The sequence below is a fragment of the Pseudoalteromonas sp. McH1-42 genome (assembly GCF_022347845.1).
Classification (GTDB): Bacteria; Pseudomonadota; Gammaproteobacteria; order Enterobacterales; family Alteromonadaceae; genus Pseudoalteromonas; species Pseudoalteromonas rubra_D.
In genome coordinates this window covers 107,862-129,731 of the sequence record NZ_JAKRFU010000002.1, presented here as the reverse complement: position 1 = coordinate 129,731, position 21,870 = coordinate 107,862, and the positions used below count along the sequence as shown (strand labels likewise).

The window sequence follows — 21,870 nt, the reverse complement described above, 5'->3', positions numbered from 1 at the left end:
ACTGCAAGGCTTATGAATAAATATCACGTCGCTGATCAGTCCCGTTATCTGGTGACGGGTTCGTTAACGGGCGCAACTCACTGTTTAATAGGCATAGTGGTGAGCGTTCGAGTTACAAATAGTTTAGTTGCAAGTGAGGGTTGTGTCACCGCGATACAGTGCTGAACCAACGACACTTACCTCAAGCTGCTGATTAGGAAAGTCCGTGGCAGCTGGGCAATAAATAAAGCTGCTTGCCTGGAGCATGGCGGTGCGACCACTCGAATCGAAACGCAAGCTGGACGCCGGGAATGTCAGGCCATCATTACTGGGAACCTGCTCCATAACACGTAGCAAGTCATCGGTGCCTGTATTGTAGGTGCCGTTATTGTTTCTATCGAGAAAAACGGTAACGCGGTTGGCTTGCCAATTGTCCTGACAGACAAAACTACTGTTAGTCTCAACCAAGGTTGCGGTGGCCGGACACAGGATGATGATCTCATCTGTCGCGGTTGCTTGCGCTCGGGCAAAGGTCACTGTGCGTTTTAATTCTCTCAGATAGGACTCTGCGCGGGTTGAGGTAGTCAGGCTGCCGCTGAATGAAAAGGCCAGCGTGGCCAGTACACCTAAAATAGCAATAGTGATAACTAACTCAAACAGTGTAAAGCCAGTATTTTTTTTCATGGTATACAGCCAAAGACAAGAATAACTACTACCTAATATAGTGCGTCTTTTTGTTTATTTATTCAATCGCTTTGTTTGCCTTGTTTTGTGGGATTGTCTAAAATCGACGCATTACCAAAGGGATAACAATCAACCATGAAAAAGATAGAAGCCATCATTAAACCATTTAAGCTGGATGACGTTCGCGAGGCGCTGTCCGACATAGGTATTACCGGCATGACCGTGTGTGAAGTCAAGGGGTTTGGCCGCCAAAAAGGGCACACTGAGCTGTATCGTGGCGCAGAGTATATGGTCGACTTTTTGCCAAAGGTGAAGCTGGATATTGTGCTTGCTGAAGAAGACGTAGATCGGGCTATCGACGTTATTTTGAAAACGGCGCAAACCGGTAAGATTGGTGACGGTAAGATCTTTGTCACTGAAGTTGAGCGGGTTGTCCGTATTCGCACCGGAGAAGAAGACGAAGAAGCAATCTAATCTCCGGATGCTTATTGGCAGAATAAAAAAACGCCGGATGCTTGGTGCAATCCGGCGTTGTTGTATTAAGTGCAGGTGTTTTAGCGCTGTTGATTTAACTCTTTCGCTTTGCGCGCGTTGTCGCTAAGTTCATCAAGGCCCAACATGGCGTAACTCTTTTCCATCATTTCAAGCGCTGGCACCAGATAACTGCTCTGTGAGAAGTGCTCAACCACATATTTTCCTCGATTGGCTGCTGCCAGGTAGGCTTCTCGCTCAAAATAATAGTTGGCCACTTTTAGCTCATAACGGGCCATTTTGTTGAGCAACCATGCCAGGCGTTTTTTGGCTTCAGGCACATAGGCGCTTTGCGGGTAGTTTTTGACCAGAGTTGATAAGTCTTGAAAAGCAACGCGAGTACGGTTCGGGTCGCGGTCTGCGCGATCGATACCGAAATATTCCTGAAAGCCGTTCTCATCTGCTTTAATGTTAATTAATCCTCGCATGTAATACATGTAATCGAGGTTTTTATGATTGGGGTTCAGGCGCAAAAAGCGGTCAACTGTCGCGAGTGCCTGCTCGGTGTTGCCGGTTTGATAAAAAGCATAGACCAGGTCCATTTGTACTTGATGAGAGTATGGCCCAAACGGGTAACGGGAGTTAATGGCGCTTAAGAGCTCGATGGCACGTGCGTACAGGCCTGAGTCGAGTGTTTGCTTGGCGTCTTCGTACAATGCCTGCACAGATTTATTTGGTACGCGTTCTATTTCTTCTTGTTCTGGGGCGGATGAGCAAGCGGCTAATCCTAATACAGATGCGCTCAGTACGATTGCAAAAGCGCGTTTTCCCAACGTCTTTATCATTTTATTTTACTACCTTCGTTATCAGGCTAGGCCAAGTCGGCAAAACCGAGTAAACTATGCATTTATGCGATTCTAACCCAGTCGAGCATGGCTTGCACTGGTATTTTAGGTAAAGTTACACATGTCTGAGCAAATTTCTCTACAAGCCGATGTGCCAGTGGAACTGGGCGGTAAACGTCTAGACCAGATTTTGGCGCAATTGTTCCCCGATTTTTCACGTTCTCGAATAAAAACCTGGATCCTTGATGAAAAAGTCACCGTCAATGGTGACGTACTGGCGATCCCTAAGGAAAAGTTGCTGGGCGGTGAAGTCGTTGCGGTGGAAACGCAGATTGAGGCAGAGCGGGAATACGAAGCGCAGGACATCGCGTTGGACATCGTTTATGAAGATGATGACATCCTGGTTATTAATAAGCCGATGGGCCTGGTGGTGCACCCCGGTGCGGGTAACCCAAATGGTACTGTACTGAATGCGTTGTTACATCACCACCCAGAGATCATCAATGTGCCGCGTGCGGGTATTGTCCACCGTCTTGATAAAGACACCACAGGATTAATGGTGGTGGCCAAAACTATAGTGGCGCAAACCCACTTGGTGAAAAACCTGCAGGCACGTGAAAACTTTACCCGTGAATATGAAGCCATCTGTAACGGCACCATGACTGCCGGTGGGATGATAGAGAAGCCTATTGGTCGTCACGCGACAAAGCGTACGCACATGGCTATCCATGAAATGGGTAAGCCTGCGATTACCCATTACCGGGTGGCCGAAAAGTTTCGTGCGCACACCCGCTTGCGTTTACGCCTTGAAACGGGTCGTACGCACCAGATCCGTGTTCACATGGCGTATCTTAAGCACCCGCTGATTGGTGATCAGCTTTACGGCGGTCGTCCTTGCCCACCACGCAATGCGTCTCCGGAATTCCTTGACACCTTGCGTGGCTTTAAGCGCCAGGCACTGCACGCCGTCAAGCTGCGCATAGCGCACCCGGTGAGCGGCGAAATCATGACCTGGGAAGCACCTATCCCGGAAGATATGCAGCAACTGACTGCTGCATTGCGTGAAGACTTTAAGCTTAATCCACAGATAGATTACTAATATATGCTGCGCCCGGATTGGCCATTAAAAGAGGTTGTCGGCGCCTTGTCGACAACGCGTCAGGGGGGCGTTTCGGCGGCCCCTTTTGATGGTTTCAATCTGGCTTGTCATGTTGGAGACGATCCGCACGCTGTTGCACACAACAGAGCACAGTTGCAGGCTCAGGTCCCGGTGCCTATCGTATGGCTTGAGCAGGTACACGGCAATACCGTGATCCTGGCAGATGATCAATACGATATCACTCATACGCCGCAGGCAGATGCAATCTTTACCCGCTCTGGTCAAATTGCTTTGGCAATTATGACTGCCGACTGTCTGCCTGTGCTGCTGGCCAGCGACGATGGCCAGGAGGTCGCCGCGGTCCATTGCGGCTGGCGCCCTTTGGCGGCGGATATTCTTGCCGAGACAATAGCACTCTTCAGCGCACCTAGGTCCCGAATACATGCCTGGTTAGGTCCGGCAATTGGCCCTCGGGCTTTTGAAGTGGGCGAAGAAGTGCAAGAGCAGTTTGTTGCCCGACAGCAGGCGCATTTGAGTGCCTTTAAAGCACAAGCAAATGGTCGCTATCTGGCTGATATTTATACTCTGGCAACACAGCAATTGACGCAGCTTGGCGTGCAATCCGTATCTGTGCATGCGCAATGTACAGTGTCCAACCCTGAACAGTTCTTTTCTTATCGTCGTGATGGTCAGTGTGGTCGCATGGCCAGTTTGATTTGGCGCAAATAATTGTCATCTGCACCTTGATCAAACTCCCTCTGATACCCATTTTATAGATAACTAAGTTATTTATAAGGTTATTTCGTGTATGCGAATTGATAGATTTACCAGTAAATTTCAAGCGGCGCTGTCTGATGCGCAGTCTCTCGCATTAGGTCGTGACCATCAGTTTATTGAACCTGTACACTTAATGTACGCCTTGTTGCAACAAACGGGTTCCAGTGTCCGGGCGCTGTTTGCACAGGCTGGCGTGAGCGCAGATGAACTCAACACTAAACTCTCTCAGGCTATTGAGAAATTGTTCAAGGTAGAAGGGGTCGGTGGCGACGTACAGCTGTCGAATAACCTTATCTCATTAATTAATCTATGTGATAAATATGCTCAAAAGCGCAAGGACAAGTACATCTCCAGTGAGTTGTTTGTGTTTGCTGCATGCGAAGACAAAGGGCCACTGGGTGAGATTTTTCGTTCACTGAACATCACTCAGGAAAAAATTGAAAAGGCCATCAAGGCCATTCGGGGCGGACAGAAAGTGGATGACCCGAATGCGGAAGATACTCGTCAGGCCCTGGAAAAGTACACCATAGATCTCACTGAGCGTGCCGAGCAGGGTAAGCTTGACCCGGTGATTGGTCGTGATGATGAGATCCGCCGCACGGTACAGGTATTACAGCGCCGCACCAAAAATAACCCTGTGTTGATCGGGGAGCCAGGTGTCGGTAAAACCGCGATCGTTGAAGGTCTGGCCCAACGTATTATCAATGGTGAGGTGCCTGAGGGACTCAAAGACAAGCGTGTATTGTCCCTGGACCTGGGGGCACTGGTTGCCGGCGCTAAGTATCGCGGTGAGTTTGAAGAGCGCCTTAAGTCGGTTCTTAATGAGCTGGGCAAAGAAGAAGGCCGGGTGATCCTGTTTATTGACGAGATCCATACCATGGTAGGGGCAGGTAAAACCGATGGTGCCATGGATGCGGGCAATATGCTTAAACCCGCACTGGCAAGGGGTGAGTTGCACTGTGTCGGTGCTACAACGCTGGATGAGTATCGTCAGTATATTGAAAAAGACGCCGCATTGGAGCGCCGTTTCCAGAAAGTGTTTGTCGCAGAGCCCAGCGTGGAAGACACCATTGCTATTTTACGTGGCTTAAAAGAACGTTATGAACTGCATCACTCTGTGGATATTACCGATCCTGCGATTGTGGCCGCTGCGCAGTTGTCGCATCGTTACATCAGTGACAGACAACTGCCAGATAAAGCGATTGACTTGATTGATGAAGCTGGCTCGTCAATTCGCTTGCAGATTGATTCTAAGCCAGAACAACTGGATAAGCTGGAGCGTCGTATTATCCAGTTAAAATTAGAAGACAATGCGCTGGCGAAAGAAAAAGACGAAGCCAGTCAGAAGCGACGAAGTGAAATGCAGGCACTGATCCAGCAGCTCGAAACGGAGTACCGTGAGCTGGATGAAGTCTGGAATGCGGAAAAAGCGTCGTTGCAGGGCACGCAGGTGATTAAAGCTGAACTTGAGCAAGCAAGGCTTGACCTGGAGGTCGCACGTCGTGCCAGTGATTTACAACGTATGTCAGAGCTCCAGTATGGTCGTATTCCTGAATTAGAGCGTAAACTTGACCTGGCATCTCAGGCAGAAATGCAGGAAATGAGCCTGCTGAAAAACCAAGTCGGAGAAGATGAAATTGCAGAAATTTTATCGCGCTGGACTGGCATTCCGGTGGCTAAGATGCTTCAGGGAGAGCGCGATAAGTTATTGCAGATGGAAGATGAACTACATAAAAAGGTCATTGGTCAGGATGAAGCCGTGAGCGCAGTAGCCAATGCCATTCGCCGCTCTCGTGCGGGTCTGGCCGATCCGAATCGACCGATTGGGTCATTCTTATTCCTGGGCCCAACCGGGGTAGGTAAGACTGAGCTGACCAAAGCGCTGGCAGGCTTTATGTTTGATACCGAAGATGCCATGGTGCGCATTGATATGTCAGAGTTCATGGAAAAACACTCAGTCGCACGGCTGGTGGGGGCACCCCCAGGATATGTCGGATATGAAGAGGGCGGTTATCTGACCGAAGCGGTTCGCCGTCGACCTTACTCTGTGATATTGCTTGATGAAGTGGAGAAGGCGCACCCGGATGTCTTTAACATTTTGCTTCAGGTGCTGGACGATGGGCGTTTGACGGATGGTCAGGGCCGCACCGTTGATTTTAAAAATGCTGTGATTATTATGACCTCTAATCTGGGCTCAGATGTGATCCAGGAGCAGGCTGGCAGCAATGATTATGCAACGCTGAAACAGCGTGTTATGGATGTACTGGTTACTCAGTTCAGGCCTGAGTTTATAAACCGGATTGATGAAACTGTGGTGTTCCACCCGTTGATTAATGAACATATCAAGCAAATTGCAGATATTCAGCTGGCGAAATTGCGTCAACGTTTGCATGAAAAAGGGTTTGGTTTTGAACTGACTGATGCCGCACTGGATAAAATAGCAGCCAGTGGCTTTGACCCTGTATACGGTGCGCGCCCCCTCAAACGGGCAGTGCAGCACTATATTGAGAATCCGCTGGCACAGCAGTTATTACAAGGGGACTTTGACGCTGGCGACGTGATTAAAGTGGATGTAAATGCAGACGACATTGTATTTACGCGTTAAGGATCACGCAACGGGCAGCGCCGAGCTGCCCGTCCTTTTCCTAATTTCAACGTGCTGAGGTTGGGGCTTTTCCTGCTATATGTTAGAGTATCTTATCAGCACCTAAACCTGCATTTTCCATGGAAAAGTACTTTCGCCAGTATGGCATCTTTCAATTTGGTGGCTGCACTGAACTGTGCGCTCAGGAGCTGCCGCTGACATCACCTGATAATCAGCAGGTGCTAATCAAAGTTATTTCAACGTCTGTTAATCCTATCGATATCAAAACACGCAGTGGTCTGGGCTATGTAGCAGCCGGAAAACCTGCCGACGCCTTCTTACCCTTAGGCTACGATGTGCTGGGTGAAGTTGTGCAGGTTGGCGACGATGTGACCGACTTGCACCTCGGTGATCGGGTAATAGGTATGGTTGGCTTCGCCACACACCCTGGTTGTTATGCAACCTATACTTATGCCAAAGCCAGTGAGTTAATTAAGGTTAATCAGAAAGCGGATGCGAGTTTGGCCGGTCTGTGTTTGGCAGGGCTGACTGCATGGCAGGCTCTGGCCGAATTCGAACCTGACGGCCGGCCTGTGTATGTCAATGCTGCAACAGGCGGTGTTGGTCATATTGTGTTGCAAGTCGCCAAGTTGCGCGGCTTCGAGGCTATTGCGGTGAGCCGTCGTATTGAGCATGCGCTGTTTGCAGCGTTGGATATACATGCCATCACGCCTACGGATTATTTGGCACAGCCCCGCAAAGGGATCCTGATAGATCTGGTAGGGGGAGAGTTTGGCCAGCGTATGACTAAAAACCTGCAGGTGGGCTCTGAATTAGTCACTGTGCCAACAGTCACCAAAGATCAGGTATTAGAAACTGCCCGGGCGCAACAGGTTTCAGGGCGCGGAATACTGGTTGAAGCAAATCAGGCGCAACTGACCCGGTTGTATGATGCAGAACAAGCTGGCCAGATAAAGGTGGTGGTTGATCAGAGTTTTGAATTACATGACATTCAGCAGGCACATGAGTACGTGGAACAGGGTATTCATTGTGGCAAAGTGATCATCACCGCTTGAGTATTCGTAATTTGCCCCAATTGACAGTAGCATTGTGTATTACTGAGCACCGGGCTTCGAGGTATTAGTTTTTGAACAAATTAAATTTACAAGGCAAGTTAAAAGCGCTTGCGACACCGGCACATCTGAAGTCTTTGCGTGGTATTAAGCGCGGGATTGAACGGGAAGCGCTGAGAATTAAGTCATCCGGAGAGATAGCAAAGACACCCCACCCAAAGGGCGCTGGTCATGCTTTGACCCACGGTGCAATCACAACTGATTTTTCCGAGTCTTTATTAGAATTCATAACGCCGGTGAGTGAATCTCCCGAAGAAACACTCGCTCAGTTAAAAGATCTGCAAAAGTATACCCTAAGCCATATGGGCGATGAACTGTTATGGCCAATGAGCATGCCATGCTACATCAAACAAGAAGACGACATCGTATTGGCTCAGTTTGGCCAGTCTAATATTGGCCGAATGAAAACTCTATACCGGGAAGGTCTTAAAAATCGTTACGGAAGTATGATGCAGGCCATTGCGGGTGTGCATTTCAATATTTCCTTTCCGGATAGCCTATGGCAGAGCTTGCAACAGTTAGAAGGCGATTCAGGTTCTTTGCAGGATTTCATCTCGGCCCAATACCTCGGCCTGATCCGTAATTTTAAGCGTGAGTTATGGCTTATTAGCTATTTATTTGGCGCGTCACCAGCTTTATGCAGCTCGTTTTTGCAAGGGAAAAACAGCCAATTGCCTTTCAAGGAGTTGGGACAAGGTACATTGTATCTGGAACACGGCACGGCGCTGAGGCTCGGCGATTTGGGCTACACCAACAGTGCGCAGTCCTCGCTGCGTGTTACTTATAATAGTCTGGACGAGTATATTACCGGTCTGCAAAAAGCGATCCGTTGTCGCTCAGATTTATATGATCATATCCCGGATTATCAGCATGAAACGCCTAAACAGCTTAATAAGAATATTCTGCAGATTGAGAACGAATTCTACTCACCTATCCGACCAAAACGTAACGGCCGCTCCGGTGAAACGCCAACTCAGGCATTAAGCCGCGGGGGGATCGAATACGTTGAGATCCGAGCGCTGGATGTGAATCCATTCAGCGAAACGGGCATAGACCTTGACCAGATCCTATTCCTGGATGTCTTCCTCAGTTACTGTTTACTTCAAGATTCTCCTGCGTTGAGCTGGGACGAGCAGCAAACTTGTGACGCAAACTTACAACAAGTGATTAATGAAGGGCGAAATCCGCAGGTCATGTTACAGCGAAATGGTGAAGCATGCTCGCTACAGCAATGGGGTGAGGATATTTTTGCACAATTGAGCGCAGTGGCCGCTTTAATGGATGAAGCGCATGGTTCACAGCGCTATGCCCCGGTGATTGCTAAGTTGCATACCTGGGTAGCCCAGCCAGAACTGACGTTCTCAGGCCGTATTATTGCGAGTCTGGTTGAGCAGGATCAGGACAGCGGTGAACTTGCGTTGTCGCTGGCAAAGCGATACAAGCATAGCCATGCAGCGGATGACTATCAGACCTTTGGGGCTGACAAGCTGGATACCATGAGTGCGCAGTCATTTTTAGATGAACAAGACGTAGTTACCGCCGATAGCGTGTCGTTTAATGCGTTTTTGCGGGATTATTTTTCTAGGGCATAAAAAAACGCAGCCGAGAGGCTGCGTAAATAAATTTCAGGGATGAAACAATGCTAAACTGCTGCATTCAGAGAGTAAGACCGGCACAATTTAGAAAAGTTCAACGAGTTCATAAAAAAATGAGAAAAAAAATAATTTTATTACCTTTGTTGGCTGCACTAACCGGCTGTGCGACGGCACCTCCGAAGCAGCCGAATGATATTTGTAAGATTTTTGAGGAAAAAGACGACTGGTATTTTGATGCAAAAGACGCACAAGAAAAGTGGGGATCGCCCAAACATGTGTTGATGAGCATGATGTATCAGGAAAGCTCCTTCAGACATGATGCTGCACCGCCAATGGAATACTTTCTATGGGTGATCCCCATCGGTCGTGCCAGCAGTGCTTATGGCTATTCTCAAGCAAAAACACTCACCTGGAGCGACTATATTCGTGAAACCGGCAACTCAGGTGCAGATCGCGACGACTTTGAGGACGCCATCGACTTCATGGGCTGGTTTGTTTATAAAACGCATAAAATTAATGGCGTTTCCAAGTGGGACGCTTATGCACAGTATCTCAACTATCACGAAGGGTGGGGTGGTTATCGCCGTGGCACTTACAAAAAGAAAAAGTGGCTGATGCAAGTGGCGAATAAAGTGAAGCATCGGGCTTCGCGGTATGGCGCTCAGCTCAAGCGCTGCGAAGCAGACTTAGATAAGAACTGGTTTGAACGCTTGTTTTCTTAACATGCGTTTTCCTAGTAATCAAAAATAGGACATAAAAAAAGCCGCTATTGCGGCTTTTTTTATTATTCAGCGATGACAGATTTACTTTTCTTTTGGGGATAAACCTTGACCACCTTGATCATGTTTTCCTTAATCTCGACCACTTCCATTGGGTAGCCTGCTATCTTCAGACCAAGCTGAGTCTGAGGAATATCTTCAAGGTGTTCAACAATCAGACCGCTGAGTGTTTTAGGCCCCTCTGTTGGCAAATGCCAGTGCATTTCTTTATTGAGGTCACGCACATTGGCACCACCGTCAACCACGACCGAGCCATCGTTCTGTACATCGACTTCGTCACTTGGGGCAGGTGTTTTAGTTGTGGTAAAGTCACCCACAACCTCTTCGAGAATGTCTTCCAGTGTCACCAGGCCCTGAATGTCACCATACTCGTCAACCACCAGACCGATACGCTCTTTATTTTGCTGAAACTTCAAAAGTTGAGTATTCAGTGAGGTACTTTCCGGGATGTAGTAGATTTCTCGTACAGCACGCAACAGCGACGGTTTATCAAACTGCTCTTTGGTCAATAAGCGTAATGCATCACGTGAGTGAATAAAGCCAACGGCATCATCAATTTGGTCCCGATATAGCAGCACCCGAGTGTGTTGCGCATTGGTCAGCTGTTTAGAAATGTCTTTCCAGTCGTCATTGATGTCGATGGCATTGATCTCACTGCGTGGGATCATAATGTCTTCAACCGTAACGTGATCTAAGTCCAGAATAGAAGTCATCATGTCCTGGTGATTGGTTGGCAACATGGCACCGGACTCATTTAATACTGTTTTGAGTTCTTCTTTACTCAGACTGTGTTCTTCTATTTGCTCCGGCGATACGCCAATGAGCTTCAACATACCATTGGTGATCCAGTTCACTGTAACAACCACAGGGAAGAGTATTTTTAGCAGAATTTTCAGAATCACAGAGCTTGGGAATGCGATTTTCTCTGGGTATAGCGCTGCCAGCGTTTTAGGCGTGACTTCAGCGAAGATCAAGATAACCAGGGTCAATGCAAAGGTGGCAACAACAATACCAGCGTCGCCCAGCAGGCGCATACCCAATACAGTGGCAACCGCAGAAGCAGCGATGTTAACAAGGTTATTACCGATCAGGATCAGACCAATTAAGCGGTCTGGGCGCTTCAGAAGTTCGTCTACGCGCTGTGCCGACTTGTGTTTTTCTTTTACCAAATGGCGCAGTCGGTAGCGGTTAATAGACATGATCCCGGTTTCCGAACTGGAAAAATAACCCGAGAGCAGAACAAGCACGCCAAGAATAATAAACAAGGCGCTGGTTGATATGTCGTCCAACAGAGGATCCCTTTTTTGCTTACGAAGGAGTATTAAGCGTTAGCCAGAATTCAGAGTCAAGTCAAAAAGCATGAACTTAAGTTAAAACTTAGATTAAAACTTACCTAAGATCACTTCTTGAACAAATCGACTGCCGAAATAGGCCAACGTAACGATACCGGAGGCGCCTAATACTGCGAACACCACTGATTTACCCCGCCAGCCAAACTGATGATGGCCAATGGTGACAGCACTGAACATACACCAGGCGATGAGTGACAGTACGGTTTTGTGTAAAAACTCTTTAGCAAACATGCCTTCAAGGAACACAAAGCCAGATAACAGCGCCAGGGTTAACAGTGCAGTACCAACAGTAAGCAGCTGATAAAGTTGCGATTCAACCTGCATTAATGGTGGCAGGTGGCTGTGCATGATAGCCAAATCCTTTTCTTTCAGGCGACGGTCAATGAAATAAAACTGCACAGCGTATAGCGTGGCGATGATGAGTACACAATATGCAAGAAGTGACAGAGAAATATGAACCACCAAGCCAATGTCGACTTCCAGTGACTTCATTACAATGTGGTGGGGCACAAACAAACTGGCAACGAGGAGTATCGCCGCGAACCCATAGACAACGGGCAGTAATAAAGTGGCTGGGAACTTTAAGGAGACAGTTGTTACTGATACCACAATGACCCAGCAGGTGAGCAGAGCAACATTGATGGTACTGAGGTCTTGTCCATCCTGCGTAAACACGGAGTTTACCAGTACCAGCATGTGGCTGAGGATCGCCACTGTGCTGAAGATAATGGTCAGCTTTTGGCTAGGGCCTTCTTTATGAAATAGGCGCGACAATACATGCCCTGTGGCAAGTACATAAAACAGACTGGCAAACAACGATAAACTGATGATCAACATGAATGGCTTTCTACTTACATGCTCCTTTTGTAGGCTATTGTATTTTAAGCTCGGGTTCTTGCATAGGGGCAGGGAAAAAGTTTCTTAACTGACTTGAATACTGTATTAGTGACGCGCATATCAGTATAATGCTGGGCAATTACGACATACTGGAAGCGATAAATGTTTGAGAACCTCCAAGAACGCTTAGGAAAAACGCTTAAAAACATCAGCGGCCGTGGCCGACTAACCGAAGATAATATTAAAGAAACGCTCCGTGAAGTGCGTATGGCACTGCTTGAAGCGGACGTAGCTTTGCCTGTGGTCAGAGACTTTGTGAAGCAGGTTAAAGAACGTGCGGTTGGTGTTGAAGTGACTAAGAGCCTTAGCCCAGGCCAGGTTTTCATCAAGATCGTTCGTGAAGAACTCGAAAAAGCCATGGGTGAAGCCAACGAGGAGCTTAACCTGGCTGCGCAGCCGCCTGCAGTCGTCATGATGGCTGGCCTGCAGGGTGCGGGTAAAACAACCAGTGTGGGTAAACTGGCTAAATTTTTAAAAGAGCGCAAGAAAAAATCTGTACTGGTAGTCAGTGCTGACGTATACCGCCCTGCGGCAATCAAGCAGCTTGAAACGCTGGCCCAGGAAGTAGAGGTTGAATTTTTCCCCAGTGATATTTCACAAAAGCCGGTGGACATCGCGACCAACGCTATTTCACATGCAAAGAAAAAATTCATTGACGTGGTGCTGGTGGATACCGCTGGTCGTTTGCACGTCGACAATGAGATGATGGGTGAGATCAAAGATCTTCACGCAGCTATCTCTCCTATCGAAACCCTGTTTGTCGTGGACTCCATGACGGGTCAGGATGCCGCAAATACAGCAAAGGCATTCGACGAAGCTTTGCCACTGACAGGTGTGATCCTGACTAAGACAGATGGTGATGCGCGCGGCGGTGCGGCTTTATCGATTCGTCATATCACAGGCAAACCCATAAAGTTCATTGGTGTGGGTGAACGTACGGATGCGCTGGAGCCATTCCACCCGGATCGTGTTGCGTCACGTATTCTAGGCATGGGCGATGTGCTGTCTTTGATTGAAGAAGTTGAATCTAAGGTTGATAAAGACAAAGCAGCTAAAGTTGCTGAGAAAGTCTTTAAAGGCGATGGCTTCACGCTCGAAGATTTTGCTGAGCAACTGCGCCAGATGAAAAACATGGGTGGTATGATGTCGATGCTGGATAAACTACCTGGTATGTCTAACTTACCAGACGCCGTGAAGGGTCAGGTGAATGACAAGACCTTTAATCAGATGGAAGCGATTATTAATTCTATGACACCACATGAGCGTGCACGCCCGGAAGTGATCAAAGGTTCACGTAAGAAGCGGATTGCGGCTGGTTCAGGTACTCAGGTTCAGGATATCAACAAGTTGCTAAAGCAGTTTACCCAGATGCAGAAAATGATGAAAAAGATGAAGGGTAAGGGCGGCATGATGAAAATGATGAAGAATATGAAAGGCATGATGCCACCAGGCATGTTCGGTGGCGGCGGTCCGAAGTTTTAATTCAGACTCAAACTGAGAAAAGGACAGGCTGATTCAAATCACTCTGTCCTTTTTTAATGCTTATACCAATTTCACTTAATACTTGGTCTATTTGAAGAAGCAAATAGGACGCTAACAGCGTTAAAAATTTTTCATTTAGAACAACTAAATAGCAAAATTTTCACCTTGTTATCGACCCTATTTTCTCGCCTCAAAATAGACCACTTAATTAAGCAAATTGGTATTAGCTTTCTACGGCTTCATCAAATTGTGCGCGGGCGGCTTTGGTAAGGCGTACCAGCGCTTTACGCACTGCCGTAGCGTCTTCACAACGCGCTTCGAAGGGGACGTAATAAGGCTTGTCATTGGCTCTTAAATAGCAGCCTTCATTGAGGATCGTCGTCATAGTCACCTCTGCGGCATCAACATTATGCACCAACTTGAGGATCAACTGATTGGCATCCTGATGGTCGTCATTCATATGCTTGACCATATGTGCTTCACTGGCCAGATCCCAATTCGCAGCTGGCTGTGTCCATTCGTTTGCTTCTAACCAGAAAATCTGCCCAAAGCCTGCGATATAGCGCACGCGTTTAATTTCCATACGCCATAATTTGAAGTCATGTGCTTGCCGGTAGCTGATGGCTTCAGGAAAGTGACGCTCATAGCGCAGTAGTAGATCGGCTGCTTCCTCATCCGGTACCGGGGCGGCGTCGCCGACAATAGTGACACGGGCATGTTCATTTTGATCGCCACTTTGTGCAGCATCAAAAATTGTCGCGCAAACTCTGCTGTCTTCTGTCAGGTTGCGCGAGTGCTGTGCAATGCCTGCGATGTAAAAAACCAGCCGACCCTCATCGTCACTCATAAACGGTGTGACCGAGCCAAACGGGTAGCCCGCCAGATTTTTAGAGAGTGTCGACATGACACAGACGGTAGAATGTCTGAGTAGCTGGCGCGCTTCAAAAACAGCTTGTTCACGCATTGGGAGCTCCTGTTAGCGGTTCTGAGAATATCATAGGTATATTATATCCGGGATGCAGGTTAATCTGCATGCCTGTTTGGTAAATGGGTTGTAATACATCCAGCCTGAGTACGTCTTGTGGTGTGCCGTCACTGCGGATCTGGCCTTGATCTAACAAGAGTATCCGGTCAGCATACAACGAAGCCAGGTTTAAATCATGCAATACCGCAATCACGGTATTGCCCTGCTGGGCAAAGCGTTGGGCGGTACTCAGCACCCGGTGTTGATGGTGTAAATCGAGTGCGGAAGTGGGCTCATCCAGCAGCATCAGCTTGTTACGGGTGGCCGGGTCATGCGCATTCAGTTGCGCCAGACAGCGGGCAAATTGGGCACGTTGAAATTCGCCACCGGACAATTGGGTAACGTCGCGTCCGGCGAGCTCTTCTAGTGCCAGTTGTTTGATGAGTTCATCAACGACTCGAGCCTGTTCAGCTGTGCTTTCCTGATAAGGGTAGCGGCCCATGGCGATAAGCTCGGTGGTATTAAAAGCAAAATTGACCCGGTTATGCTGCAATAACACGGCGCGTTCTGTGGCCAGTGTGAATGCGTCGTGTTTGTTGAGTGGTTCGCCATGCCATAAGATCGCACCCTGGTAGGGGATATCATCACAAATTGCACTGAGCAAAGTCGATTTTCCGGCACCATTCTCACCCAATAGCACGATGAACTGGCCAGCTTCAAGTGTCAGCGACAAGTCTGTTAGTACCAGTTTGCCAGCACGGGTGACAGTCAGATTACGACATTCAAGCATGGCTACCTCGCTTTTGTTGTATCAGTAAATAGACAAAAAACGGACTGCCAAACAGGGCGGTGATCACACCAATCGGCAGCTCTGAAGGTGCAACAACCAGGCGTGCCAGCCAGTCTGCGATGAGTAATACTACGCAGCCCAGTAACATGCTCAAAGGCAGCATACGCCGCAGATCTGGGCCGACCAGCAGGCGTGCCAGGTGAGGTACCAGCAAACCAATAAAGCCAATCATGCCGGACATAGCAACGGCGCCACCAACGCCCAGCGCAACCAGAAAAATCACCTCGTTTTTTAACCGACGGACATTAACACCCAGGTGTCTTGCATCCCGCTCTCCCAGCATCAGGGCATTGATCTGCTCGCGTCGCATGAACAGCATCACGACGCAAATAAGGATGAGGGGAGCACCATATTGCATGGCAGACCAGCTTGCTCCCGCCAGAGCACCCATCTGCCAGTATGTCATCAGGCGCAAAGACGTGTCATCGGCAAAAAAACTGAACAATCCTATCAGGGCCATGGCAACGGCATTGATTGCCACCCCGGCCAGCAGTAATACTGTGATCTGGATCTGACCATTATGACTGGCTATACGATACAACAAAGAAGTGATAGCCAGGGCGCCCAGAAAGGCAGCCGGTGCGACCATTGTTTCGTTGATAAAAGCAACCTTGGGTGACAGTGCAATGACTGCTATGGCTGCAACAGCCGCACCGCCTGTGACTCCCATCAAACTCGGATCTGCCAGGGGATTGCGACATAACGCCTGACTGGCTGCACCACTACAGGCCAGGACACATCCTACCAGCAGCGCCAGCAGTAACCTTGGCAGACGGATTTGGGTAACGACGGTCATGTGTATTTCACTGATCCCTTGTATTGCCGAGTCAGGGAGGAAGACCGCCAGCGGGATGCGCCAGTCCCAGCCAACCGGTCCACTACTGAGAGACAGCCAGGCCAGTGCAATGAGTGTAGCGCTGCATAACCACAGCCAGACAGTGTGATGACGCGCAGTTAAAATCGCAAAAGTCTGACTCATAGTGCTGAGTGATCACGGTATGTAGCAAGCTGTGCAATCGCCTCAGGCAGGCGAGTCGTCATTCCCATCGACATCAGTGAGTCCATGACCAGCAGTTTGCATTGCTGTGCGGCCGGTAACAAGGCCAGCGCACTTTGCTGACAAAATTGTTCGGGTCCACCGAGGCTGTAGACAACATGACTGGGTGCAACCAGAAAATCAGGGGCGCTGACCAGCATAGCCTCACGATTAAAGGGCTTATATCCGGGTGCTGTTGCCAGATTACGTATCCCTGTATAGCCAAATAAGAGGTCGGGTACTGTTTCTGGGCCAGCTACAGTCACGCCGCGATCGCCGGCAGATAAGATAAACAGGGCACTGAGTGAGGTGGCAGGTGCTTTGACTGGTAAGGTTTTTTTGAGGCCGGTGATCAGCTGTTGTGCCTGACTTTGGCGGTTCAGATCTCGGCCAAGCTGACCTATCAGGTTGAACAGTTCGTTGATAGTTTTCGGTTTGTCATACAGGTTCAGCTGTACCCCGGTACTGCGTAACTGTGTTAATACTTCGGGTCGGCCACTGCCTTCCAATGCCAGGATCAGTCCGGGGTGCTGTGACAGCACGCCCTCAGCGGCCAGATCCCGGTAATAACCAACTTTAGGTAATTTAGTTGCATCAATTGGTGACGTGCTGGAGGTGTCAACAGCCACGACATTTCCTCCGGCACCCAGAGCAAATACGATGTCTGTCAATGAACCGCCAGCGACGACGATCCGTTGCGCAGCAAGCAGTGGCTGACTGATTGCCAGTATTAAGGTTAAGAATACAAGTTTACGCATTATTTATCCCGTTAAGTTCAATGGTTTTAAGCGAAAGTATCGCCTAAGTCACACTTTCTTAATGCCAGGGCGAGCGCTGATAAAGAGGTCGCTCCCCCACGAGGGGTTGATTCTACTGAATGAATTAAAATAAATCCATATAAATATAAAAATGAAAACCATTATCATTTGCAATTAAGTTATAGGGACATTATAGTGCACAGCAAAATAGTTCTGATCAATTCTCTGAATGAGGTTTCTATGACTCTAAAGCACAGCAGTATTGCGCTTGGTATAGTGGCGGCGCTTCTTGGTACAACCGATGCAAAGGCCGATGAATTTGAAAAGTCCGCTGAGGTTATTGTTGTTAGTGGTTCGCGGATCGCGCAAAAGCTATCGGATGTGACAGGCAGCGTCAGCGTGGTGACAGAGCAGGCCATGGAACAGGAAGCCAGTATTGACCTGGCAACAGCGCTTCGCTACCAGACAGGTATGAGCACGCAAGGCAGTGCGGGCAATGCGCAGGCGATTACTGTACGCGGGATTGGCGGTAACCGGGTCGTGTATATTAAAGATGGCCGTCGTCTAAATGATGCATACCAAGGGGGGCAGGGGCTGTTGATTGGGCGTGGCTATCTGGATGTAGAAGGTGTCAGACAAATTGAAATCGCCAAAGGGGCTGCCTCTTCATTATATGGCTCTGACGCACTGGGTGGCATTGTTGTCATATCCACTAAGTCGCCCACTGACTACCTGGCAGGCAGCACCCGTTATGCGCACCTCAGCGCTGGCTTTCATGGTGCCAGTGACGAGCAGAGTCTCAGTGGTGTATTCGCAACACGTTTGGGTGAGCATGCGATTTCAGCCCAACTAACCCGCCGTGAGGGCGAGCAGACACAAAACTATGACGAATCTCTTCCGAACTACGACTACACTGCGACTGCTGCGGTGCTCAAAGGTGAGCTCGCGTTGGATACACAGTCCAGTTTATTGGTCACGCTGGACTACTATAAACAGGAAACCGCTCAGGTGCTGGCAGTAAAACGCAATGAAACGGCAGAGGTTAATGATAGTCTGGCGGTGTCGGCGCTGTATAAAAGCAGTGCAGCAACTAAGCTGTTCGATAATCTTGAAGCGCAGGTTTACCTTAGTGATTATGAACAAACAAGTGATCAAGTCCGCTCAGGTGCAGATCGCGCCGGACCGTATGTGGATAACAATGACTACCGGTTTGAGCAAACCATTATTGGCACCCGCCTGGTACTCGATAAGCAGCTTAACCTGAGCAATGTACAGCATCAGCTGGTGTATGGCTTCGATGTTGATCGTTATGAAACGCAGCGCCCTCGTTATAAATCACGGCGCACGTTGCAAGGTGACCTGGTGAAAGATCGCGAAGCGCAAAAAGCTTTTCCAGGTGCAGATACAACGCTGCTGGGGATATTTGTACAGGATAATGTGGCGTTGATCCCCGATACACTGACGGTGAATGCCGGGCTGCGTCTCGATAGCTACCGGATGACGCCAAAAGACAACGTACTATACACAGAAGGCGCATTTGAAAAAATCAATGCAACTGCGTTGTCACCTAAGCTTGGGGCTGTGTACAGCATCACAGAGCATCTGAATCTGGTCGGTCAATATGCGAGAGGGTTTAAGATCCCACCACATGACCAGGCTTATCAGAGTCACGGCGTTGAGCCATTTTATCAAATCATGCCTAATTCAGACCTGGATCCAGAATATAGTGATAGCCTGGAGCTCGGCCTAAAAGGGCACTTTGATAACAGCCAGTTTTCAGTGGCTGTATTTCACTCGACTTTCGATGATTTTATTGCCAATCAGCTGATCCGCACTGAGCCCACCTTTATTCCAAACGTCAGTAAACAGGTATTCCAGTATCGAAATATTGAAGAAGTTAGAATCAAAGGGGTTGAAGCCAGCATGACACTGTGGCTGGATGATCAGATTGCCTTAGACAGTGGCCTGACTTATCTGCATGGGAAAAACGCACAAACCGATGAGTATATAGAGTCTTTGAGCCCGCTCAACGGGTTCGTTAAAGCGCGGTATGAATCTGAGGACTGGTCGGTGACCACCGCGCTGCGCGCTGCCAGTAACATGGACAAAGTGCCTTCCGATGCGAACATTAAAACATCAGGTTGGGCGACTGTAGATGTGTTTGCTGACTATCAATGGCACAACTGGAAAGTGAATATGGGTGTGTTTAACTTGCTGGACAAAGAATATGTGCAGTACGAGCGTGTCGCGGGCAGTGCCTTAGACACGGACTTGTCTCAGTACACCATGCCAGGGCGATATCTGGCGGCTAAAGTGAAAGTGACCTTCTGATACGCTTCTGACATCTTAACACTATATAGAAGGGTCTTTGTGTTTAAAACCCTTCTATATGTCGGGCTTGCAGTCTCATGCTGGTTTAAGTAGTGAGGTTAGCGCTATAAATACATCCTCACCAACGCATTAGTTCCAGCCAATTGCACGGCGTCTTCATCATTTGGTAATAAAATGGATTTCACACTTGCAATGCGTGAAAAAAGACGTACAATTCCCCAGCTTCCCAAAGTGGGAAGCAAATCTTATTAATGAAAACAGTCAATCTATGTAGAGGACGGTATGGTAACTATTCGTTTGCAACGTGGCGGCGCTAAAAAGCGTCCATTCTATCAAATCGTGGTTGCGGATAGCCGTTTCTCGCGTGACGGTCGTTTCATCGAGAAAGTAGGTTTCTTTAACCCAATCGCTGCTGGTCAAGAAGAAAAACTTCGTCTAGACCTTGCCCGTGTTGATCACTGGGTAGGTCAAGGCGCTGGTCTTTCTGATCGCGTAGCTAAACTGGTTAAAGACGCTCGTAAAGCGGCTTAATAGGCGTAAGTGTAACCATGAGTCAAGAAAAAACCTCGACAATCGTTGTTGGTAAACTTGGTGCTCCTTATGGCATCAAAGGTTGGCTTAAGGTGCATTCATTTACTGATGATCCCCAAGGGATCTTCGATTTCAGCCCATGGTTGATAGGTCAACAAGGTAAATGGCAAACCCTTGAAGTGAGCGACTGGCGTCGACACAGCAAGGGCTTTATCGCTAAGTTTGCGAACATCAACGACAGAGACGAAGCAATGGCATTGACCAATGCAGAAATCTCGGTAGATGTAGAGCAGCTTCCCGAATTACCAGAAGGGGAGTTTTATTGGCGAGATCTCATCGGTATGACTGTCGTTACGACAAAAGGGTATAACCTGGGTCATGTTGATGACTTGATGGAGACAGGGTCAAATGACGTTTTGGTTGTGAAAGCAAACAAAAAAGATGCATTTGGTCAGTCTGAGCGCTTAATCCCATTCCTGACAGATTCTGTTGTGATTGAGGTTAAGCACGAAGAACGAGAAATTACTGTAGACTGGGATCCGGCATTTTAATGAGTGAACAGCAAAAACTATGGGTTGGGGTGATTTCACTCTTTCCTGAAATGTTTGACGCGGTAACTCAGCAAGGTGTGACCGGTCGGGCCGTTAAAAACGGTTTGATCGACTTTCACTGCTGGAACCCGAGAGACTATGCGCTAGATAAGCACAGAACCGTTGATGATCGACCTTATGGTGGTGGTCCGGGGATGTTGATGATGGTCGAGCCTCTCAAGCAAGCTATCCTTGACGCCAAACAGGCGGCGGGGGAGGGCGCTAAAGTAATTTATATGTCTCCACAAGGGCGGAAGTTAGATCAACAAGGTGCGGCCGAGCTGGCTCAATCCGAAAAGTTGATTTTAGTCGCTGGTCGCTACGAAGGTATAGACGAGCGGATCATCGAGTCGTATGTCGACGAAGAATGGTCCATCGGGGATTTTATATTAAGTGGGGGTGAACTGCCTGCCATGACATTGATCGACGCAGTTGCGCGATTGGTGCCAGGTGTGCTGGGACACAACCAGTCTGCAGAACAAGATTCGTTTTCAGACGGCTTATTAGATTGTCCACACTATACTCGGCCAGAAACGTTGGATGGAAAACAGGTGCCTGCTGTATTACTCAGTGGAAACCACCAAGCGATAGCCGAGTGGCGCTTAAAGCAGTCACTGGGTAGAACTTGGTTACGCCGTCCAGACTTGTTGCGTAACCTAGCTCTGACTGAGGAGCAAGTACGTTTGCTTGCTGAATTTCAGCAAGAACATGAAGCTTGTGGCTAGAAGACAGTTACTCCTAGGAATGTGAGAAATAAAATGGCAAAAGTAAACCAAAATATTATTAAAGCGCTTGAAGAAGAGCAGCTTAAAAAAGACGTACCTGCGTTCGGCGCTGGTGACACAGTTGTTGTTCAGGTACGCGTTAAAGAAGGTGACAAAGAGCGTCTACAGGCCTTTGAAGGTGTTGTAATCGCTAAGCGTAATCGTGGTCTTCACTCTGCATTCACAGTTCGTAAAATCTCGAACGGTGAAGGTGTAGAGCGTGTATTCCAAACGCACAGCCCTCTTGTCAGCAGCATTGCAGTGAAGCGTCGTGGTGCAGTTCGCCGCGCGAAACTTTACTATCTGCGTGAGCGTTCTGGTAAGTCTGCACGTATTAAAGAAAAACTTAACTAATACGTCGCATTTACC

21 protein-coding genes are annotated in these 21,870 nt (G+C 48.4%); 13 read left to right on the top strand and 8 right to left on the bottom strand.

What is annotated here, in order from left to right:
* Nucleotides 1-123: 123 nt before the first annotated feature.
* Nucleotides 124-663 carry a GspH/FimT family pseudopilin gene (locus MHN31_RS02650; protein ID WP_125560046.1) on the bottom strand — a complete coding sequence of 180 codons (540 nt, stop codon included), beginning with the start codon at nt 661-663 and terminating at the stop codon, nt 124-126.
* Nucleotides 664-798: 135 nt separating this feature from the next.
* Between MHN31_RS02650 and glnB the strand changes: the two genes are divergently transcribed.
* Nucleotides 799-1,137, top strand: a complete 339-nt coding sequence (glnB, locus tag MHN31_RS02645; protein WP_010382451.1) for a nitrogen regulatory protein P-II — start codon at nt 799-801, stop codon at nt 1,135-1,137.
* Between the two features lie 80 nt (nt 1,138-1,217).
* Here the strand turns inward: glnB and MHN31_RS02640 are convergent, their stop codons facing one another.
* Entirely contained in the window at nt 1,218-1,979 is a 762-nt protein-coding gene (locus tag MHN31_RS02640) for an outer membrane protein assembly factor BamD (protein WP_010382449.1), read from the bottom strand.
* 121 nt (nt 1,980-2,100) lie between these two features.
* Between MHN31_RS02640 and rluD the strand changes: the two genes are divergently transcribed.
* From rluD to MHN31_RS02610, 6 genes are all read left to right on the top strand, one after another.
* A complete protein-coding gene (gene rluD, locus MHN31_RS02635; protein WP_010382447.1) occupies nt 2,101-3,078 on the top strand; it encodes a 23S rRNA pseudouridine(1911/1915/1917) synthase RluD in 978 nt (325 codons plus the stop codon).
* Between the two features lie 3 nt (nt 3,079-3,081).
* A complete protein-coding gene (gene pgeF, locus MHN31_RS02630) occupies nt 3,082-3,807 on the top strand; it encodes a peptidoglycan editing factor PgeF (protein ID WP_239443385.1) in 726 nt (241 codons plus the stop codon).
* 79 nt (nt 3,808-3,886) lie between these two features.
* Complete coding sequence (gene clpB / locus MHN31_RS02625) at nt 3,887-6,460, top strand: ATP-dependent chaperone ClpB (RefSeq protein ID WP_125560050.1); 2,574 nt, start codon at nt 3,887-3,889, stop codon at nt 6,458-6,460.
* Between the two features lie 119 nt (nt 6,461-6,579).
* Nucleotides 6,580-7,515 (top strand): NADP-dependent oxidoreductase, encoded by a 936-nt coding sequence (locus tag MHN31_RS02620; protein WP_239443384.1) that lies wholly within the window; start codon nt 6,580-6,582, stop codon nt 7,513-7,515.
* 71 nt (nt 7,516-7,586) lie between these two features.
* Nucleotides 7,587-9,164 carry a glutamate--cysteine ligase gene (gshA, locus tag MHN31_RS02615; protein ID WP_239443383.1) on the top strand — a complete coding sequence of 526 codons (1,578 nt, stop codon included), beginning with the start codon at nt 7,587-7,589 and terminating at the stop codon, nt 9,162-9,164.
* Nucleotides 9,165-9,280: 116 nt separating this feature from the next.
* Nucleotides 9,281-9,889: a hypothetical protein gene (locus tag MHN31_RS02610; protein WP_010382435.1), complete on the top strand. Its 609-nt coding sequence runs from the start codon at nt 9,281-9,283 to the stop codon at nt 9,887-9,889.
* A 62-nt stretch (nt 9,890-9,951) separates the two neighbouring features.
* Here MHN31_RS02610 and MHN31_RS02605 read toward each other — a convergent pair whose 3' ends face one another.
* Complete coding sequence (locus MHN31_RS02605) at nt 9,952-11,235, bottom strand: CNNM domain-containing protein (protein WP_125560056.1); 1,284 nt, start codon at nt 11,233-11,235, stop codon at nt 9,952-9,954.
* A gap of 93 nt (nt 11,236-11,328) precedes the next feature.
* The gene (gene ccsA / locus MHN31_RS02600; protein ID WP_010382431.1) at nt 11,329-12,135 is read right to left on the bottom strand and encodes a cytochrome c biogenesis protein CcsA; all 807 of its coding nucleotides are present in this window, start codon (nt 12,133-12,135) and stop codon (nt 11,329-11,331) included.
* Between the two features lie 162 nt (nt 12,136-12,297).
* Here ccsA and ffh point away from each other — a divergent pair, with 162 nt between their 5' ends.
* Nucleotides 12,298-13,677: a signal recognition particle protein gene (ffh, locus tag MHN31_RS02595; protein ID WP_138537603.1), complete on the top strand. Its 1,380-nt coding sequence runs from the start codon at nt 12,298-12,300 to the stop codon at nt 13,675-13,677.
* A gap of 223 nt (nt 13,678-13,900) precedes the next feature.
* Here the strand turns inward: ffh and MHN31_RS02590 are convergent, their stop codons facing one another.
* From MHN31_RS02590 to MHN31_RS02575, 4 genes are read right to left on the bottom strand one after another with little or no spacing between them, the layout of a single operon-like run.
* Entirely contained in the window at nt 13,901-14,641 is a 741-nt protein-coding gene (locus tag MHN31_RS02590) for a DUF2470 domain-containing protein (protein ID WP_239443382.1), read from the bottom strand.
* A complete protein-coding gene (locus MHN31_RS02585; RefSeq protein WP_194866863.1) occupies nt 14,634-15,431 on the bottom strand; it encodes a heme ABC transporter ATP-binding protein in 798 nt (265 codons plus the stop codon). The genes MHN31_RS02590 and MHN31_RS02585 overlap by 8 nt, the downstream gene beginning before the upstream one ends.
* Entirely contained in the window at nt 15,424-16,470 is a 1,047-nt protein-coding gene (locus MHN31_RS02580; RefSeq protein ID WP_194866862.1) for an iron ABC transporter permease, read from the bottom strand. The genes MHN31_RS02585 and MHN31_RS02580 overlap by 8 nt, the downstream gene beginning before the upstream one ends.
* On the bottom strand, nt 16,467-17,285 hold the full coding sequence (locus MHN31_RS02575; RefSeq protein ID WP_239443381.1) for an ABC transporter substrate-binding protein: 819 nt from the start codon (nt 17,283-17,285) through the stop codon (nt 16,467-16,469). Before MHN31_RS02575 ends, MHN31_RS02580 begins: the two co-directional genes overlap by 4 nt.
* 240 nt (nt 17,286-17,525) lie before the next feature.
* Here MHN31_RS02575 and MHN31_RS02570 point away from each other — a divergent pair, with 240 nt between their 5' ends.
* The 5 genes from MHN31_RS02570 (at nt 17,526) to rplS (ending at nt 21,855) form a co-directional block, all read left to right on the top strand.
* Nucleotides 17,526-19,616 (top strand): TonB-dependent hemoglobin/transferrin/lactoferrin family receptor, encoded by a 2,091-nt coding sequence (locus tag MHN31_RS02570; RefSeq protein ID WP_239443380.1) that lies wholly within the window; start codon nt 17,526-17,528, stop codon nt 19,614-19,616.
* Between the two features lie 282 nt (nt 19,617-19,898).
* Entirely contained in the window at nt 19,899-20,147 is a 249-nt protein-coding gene (gene rpsP / locus MHN31_RS02565) for a 30S ribosomal protein S16 (protein ID WP_010382415.1), read from the top strand.
* Nucleotides 20,148-20,164: 17 nt separating this feature from the next.
* On the top strand, nt 20,165-20,698 hold the full coding sequence (gene rimM, locus MHN31_RS02560) for a ribosome maturation factor RimM (protein WP_046006658.1): 534 nt from the start codon (nt 20,165-20,167) through the stop codon (nt 20,696-20,698).
* On the top strand, nt 20,698-21,462 hold the full coding sequence (trmD, locus tag MHN31_RS02555) for a tRNA (guanosine(37)-N1)-methyltransferase TrmD (protein ID WP_010382409.1): 765 nt from the start codon (nt 20,698-20,700) through the stop codon (nt 21,460-21,462). Before rimM ends, trmD begins: the two co-directional genes overlap by 1 nt.
* A 33-nt stretch (nt 21,463-21,495) precedes the next feature.
* Complete coding sequence (gene rplS, locus MHN31_RS02550) at nt 21,496-21,855, top strand: 50S ribosomal protein L19 (RefSeq protein WP_125560072.1); 360 nt, start codon at nt 21,496-21,498, stop codon at nt 21,853-21,855.
* The last annotated feature ends 15 nt before the right edge of the window (nt 21,856-21,870 follow it).

What these genes read in the sequence shown, in the direction of transcription:
- MHN31_RS02590 (WP_239443382.1), bottom strand. Translation starts at nt 14,641, where the DNA reads ATGCGTGAACAAGCTGTTTTTGAAGCGCGCCAGCTACTCAGACATTCT.
- MHN31_RS02575 (WP_239443381.1), bottom strand. Translation starts at nt 17,285, where the DNA reads ATGCGTAAACTTGTATTCTTAACCTTAATACTGGCAATCAGTCAGCCA.
- MHN31_RS02610 (WP_010382435.1), top strand. Translation starts at nt 9,281, where the DNA reads ATGAGAAAAAAAATAATTTTATTACCTTTGTTGGCTGCACTAACCGGC.
- clpB (WP_125560050.1), top strand. Translation starts at nt 3,887, where the DNA reads ATGCGAATTGATAGATTTACCAGTAAATTTCAAGCGGCGCTGTCTGAT.
- glnB (WP_010382451.1), top strand. Translation starts at nt 799, where the DNA reads ATGAAAAAGATAGAAGCCATCATTAAACCATTTAAGCTGGATGACGTT.
- rpsP (WP_010382415.1), top strand. Translation starts at nt 19,899, where the DNA reads ATGGTAACTATTCGTTTGCAACGTGGCGGCGCTAAAAAGCGTCCATTC.
- pgeF (WP_239443385.1), top strand. Translation starts at nt 3,082, where the DNA reads ATGCTGCGCCCGGATTGGCCATTAAAAGAGGTTGTCGGCGCCTTGTCG.
- MHN31_RS02580 (WP_194866862.1), bottom strand. Translation starts at nt 16,470, where the DNA reads ATGAGTCAGACTTTTGCGATTTTAACTGCGCGTCATCACACTGTCTGG.
- trmD (WP_010382409.1), top strand. Translation starts at nt 20,698, where the DNA reads ATGAGTGAACAGCAAAAACTATGGGTTGGGGTGATTTCACTCTTTCCT.
- rplS (WP_125560072.1), top strand. Translation starts at nt 21,496, where the DNA reads ATGGCAAAAGTAAACCAAAATATTATTAAAGCGCTTGAAGAAGAGCAG.
- MHN31_RS02585 (WP_194866863.1), bottom strand. Translation starts at nt 15,431, where the DNA reads ATGCTTGAATGTCGTAATCTGACTGTCACCCGTGCTGGCAAACTGGTA.
- MHN31_RS02650 (WP_125560046.1), bottom strand. Translation starts at nt 663, where the DNA reads ATGAAAAAAAATACTGGCTTTACACTGTTTGAGTTAGTTATCACTATT.
- MHN31_RS02640 (WP_010382449.1), bottom strand. Translation starts at nt 1,979, where the DNA reads ATGATAAAGACGTTGGGAAAACGCGCTTTTGCAATCGTACTGAGCGCA.
- rimM (WP_046006658.1), top strand. Translation starts at nt 20,165, where the DNA reads ATGAGTCAAGAAAAAACCTCGACAATCGTTGTTGGTAAACTTGGTGCT.
- MHN31_RS02620 (WP_239443384.1), top strand. Translation starts at nt 6,580, where the DNA reads ATGGAAAAGTACTTTCGCCAGTATGGCATCTTTCAATTTGGTGGCTGC.
- rluD (WP_010382447.1), top strand. Translation starts at nt 2,101, where the DNA reads ATGTCTGAGCAAATTTCTCTACAAGCCGATGTGCCAGTGGAACTGGGC.
- ffh (WP_138537603.1), top strand. Translation starts at nt 12,298, where the DNA reads ATGTTTGAGAACCTCCAAGAACGCTTAGGAAAAACGCTTAAAAACATC.
- ccsA (WP_010382431.1), bottom strand. Translation starts at nt 12,135, where the DNA reads ATGTTGATCATCAGTTTATCGTTGTTTGCCAGTCTGTTTTATGTACTT.
- MHN31_RS02570 (WP_239443380.1), top strand. Translation starts at nt 17,526, where the DNA reads ATGACTCTAAAGCACAGCAGTATTGCGCTTGGTATAGTGGCGGCGCTT.